This is a genomic window from Fibrobacter sp., from assembly GCF_045131395.1.
GTDB lineage: Bacteria > Fibrobacterota > Fibrobacteria > Fibrobacterales > Fibrobacteraceae > Fibrobacter.
This window is the reverse complement of sequence record NZ_JBGUQY010000037.1, coordinates 1-1,710: the sequence shown is the minus strand read 5'-3', so window position 1 is coordinate 1,710 and position 1,710 is coordinate 1. Positions and strand designations below refer to the sequence as shown.

Below are 1,710 nucleotides of genomic sequence, written 5' to 3'. Positions count from 1 at the left end.
CTATATGGATAAATCAGATATTGAACTTCACGAAAAACGCAAGTTGCAAATTATGATGCAACACGTCAATGATGACGAAAACGAAGTGTGGCACACACGTCGCTTGCTTGGCATCGGTGGTTCTGAAGTTTCTGCCGTTCTTGGCCTTGATTCGTTCGGCAAAACACCTTTTGATGTTTGGATGAATAAAACCGGCCGAAAGACAGATCGTTTTTCCAATCGATTCACCAAATGGGGCACCATCCTTGAAGATACTGTTGCACGTCACTTTGCAGACTTAACCGGTTTTTCTGTTAGTCGCTCTAATAAGCATTATTCGCTTGAATCCGCACCCTGGTTGGTCGGCAATGTTGACCGCCTTGTGACAATCAACGGCAGTCGTTCGGCAGTCCTCGAATGCAAAACTGCGTCAGCATATAGCGACAGCAAATTCAACAAATCCGCTGCATGGTATTCAGACGAACAATTTCACGACGAAAATATGATCGGCATTCAGTCAGAAACTGATGTGCCACTGAATTATTATTTTCAGTGTCAGCATTATATGCTTGTGACCGGCATTCATAAATGTTTCCTTGCTGCTCTTATCGGTGGCAATGATTTCAGAATTTTTGTCATTCCGTTCAATGAGACTGTCGCCAAATTGATATATTCGAAGTGTTCTGAATTCTGGTGTCAGAATGTTTTGAAAGATGTTGCACCGCAACCAACATCAAACGATTTCATCAAATCTTTTTTTGAAGAAAAATCAGTCATTATCGCAAATCAGGATGTTTCAATGTTAATCGCCAAATATAAAGATCTGAAAAAATCAATTGATAATCTTGAAAATGAACAGGATGAAATCAAAAGAAAAATCATTGAATTCATAGGTGTGAATGATGAACTGTTGGACGCTGACGGCAACAAGGTTGCGACTTTCCGTGCATCCAGTAGATCATCACTGAATGTTGATGCAATGTCAGAAACTGAAAGAAAGACATATGAACAACTTGTTGCGAAGTACACCATTAAAAAACTTGATGAGAACAGAACACTTCGTTTTTCAAGTTCCAAGAAAAAAGGAAATAAATAATTATGGAAAACCAACAGAATATAAATCAGAACAACATGGTTTCTTCATTCGGCGAATCAATGCCGGCAGAATTTGTTGATGAAACATTGAACGTTATCAAAAAACTTTCCCTGAAAGTCACCGCGCCGGTTCTTTTCAATTTCTGCGCAAACATGTTGTCAAACAACGGCAAGGATTTCATCACAAAACACGATGTTTTCACATTCCTTGTGCAGTGTGCAAATCTGAATCTGAATCCAATGGTCAAACAGATTTATGGTTTTGTCTCCCGCGGAAAACTTGCAATTGTGATTTCAATCGACGGTTGGAACACTATTGCAAACAGGTCACCACAATTCGACGGCATGGATTTTGAATTCGGACCCGTTCGTGAACGTGAATTGAATTTTGTGAAAACCTCTTATTCAAACGGACAGCGATCAAAAGTGACAACCAACGTCAAAAGAACTGTCGCTGATTGGATCAAATGCATTGTATATCGTAAAGACCGGACACATCCTGTCTGTGTGACAACATTTTTTGACGAAGCGTACACCGGTTCTGAACCTTGGGCAAATCAGCCGATGCAAATGTTGCAGAACAGGGCATTTGTGAATTCAATAAAAAAAGCATTCAATATTTCAGCTTATGCCGAA

Annotated in this window: 2 protein-coding genes; both read left to right on the top strand. The window is 39.8% G+C overall.

What is annotated here, in order from left to right; genetic code table 11:
• The coding region (locus ACJMNB_RS09560; RefSeq protein ID WP_405341842.1) for a YqaJ viral recombinase family protein at positions 1–1,075 on the top strand (1,075 nt) is incomplete at its 5' end.
• 2 nt (positions 1,076–1,077) lie between these two features.
• A partial coding sequence (locus ACJMNB_RS09555) for a RecT family recombinase (RefSeq protein WP_405341840.1) occupies positions 1,078–1,710 on the top strand: 633 nt, incomplete at its 3' end.